2 protein-coding genes are annotated in these 1,133 nt (G+C 44.7%); both read right to left on the minus strand.

What is annotated here, in order from left to right; all coding sequences use genetic code 11:
• Positions 1-290: 290 nt before the first annotated feature.
• Positions 291-605, minus strand: a complete 315-nt coding sequence (locus D1Z90_RS20700; RefSeq protein ID WP_119912653.1) for a helix-turn-helix domain-containing protein — start codon at positions 603-605, stop codon at positions 291-293.
• Positions 592-924, minus strand: a complete 333-nt coding sequence (locus D1Z90_RS20705; RefSeq protein ID WP_119912654.1) for a type II toxin-antitoxin system RelE/ParE family toxin — start codon at positions 922-924, stop codon at positions 592-594. Before D1Z90_RS20705 ends, D1Z90_RS20700 begins: the two co-directional genes overlap by 14 nt.
• Positions 925-1,133 lie beyond the last annotated feature (209 nt).

Here is a 1,133-nt window from a genome sequence, read left to right on the forward strand (position 1 = left end):
TAGACTGAGGCAAGGCTCCAGCGGCGAAAACAAGTCATGCGGATAACCAAACCCGCGAATATCAGCAAGGTCAACCGCCGAACTTTCTTGCCAAAGGTGTACTCACTTAAGTTTCTCTCCCATGCCGAACATTTTTGGCAGGGATAGTCACGCGCTCGTTGACAGTGGGAATCATATCAACGCCCAATTAAGGTGTGAGCCACGCTACCACAGCACACAAATTGGACGCCGTAATCACTGAACTAGACCCAAGCCCAAAATGCCAAGCGTGGGGAATCACTCTTAAATTGTTATAGCTCTGCGATGTGCGACAGAGTTTCTGGGTGACGCTGTACCAACTTTAGAAGAGTAACAGCTTGCCCATTTGGTGCGCTACGCCCCTGCTCCCAGTTTTCTAACGTGCGTGATGATGTATGTAGTAAACGGGCAAATACGCCACGAGACATATTAAACTGCTCACGAATACTGACAATTTCATCAGGCGAGATATCTAACTCACTAATGTCATTAACTTGATGGGTTTTCAGAGTTACTTTACCCTCTGAATGCTCCTTAGCTTCAACAAGTGCTGAACTTAGTTCTGCGAATAGATCACGATTGCTCATTACGCCACGCCTCCATAAAAGCCTTTAACTGTTTCTTTTGATCTGCGGTTAAGTCTGACATTTCATTTTTGCCGTAAATAGTCAGCAAGTAGAAACGACGCTTTTCATCGAGGAAGTAATAGATAACACGTGAACCACCACGCTTGCCCTTACCTTTACTTGCAACTCGAATCTTTCGCAAACCACCTGTACCTTGAATTACGTCACCTTGCTTTGGGTTCGACATGAGTTCAGCTTGGAACAGTCGAAACTCCTCATCGCTGAGGTATTCATTTCGGTACTTTTCAAATATGGTTGATTCAACAAATACACATTTCATAAGCAAAGTGTACGCAAGTAACGTATGGATAGCAAACTATACGTGAATAACGTAGTAATTACATTTGGGAGTGCGAATCTGACCAGAGCCCTAGACATAATGATTCCCTGTGCACAGTGTCGACCTCCTGCGTTTATCGTGGGTTAGCTAGGCCAGTGCCACACTGTTAGGTAAACGCCATAACAGATACAGGAGATCGACATGAATAA

The sequence above is a fragment of the Motilimonas pumila genome (assembly GCF_003596335.1).
GTDB classification, from domain to species: Bacteria; Pseudomonadota; Gammaproteobacteria; order Enterobacterales; family CBDFNC01; genus Motilimonas; species Motilimonas pumila.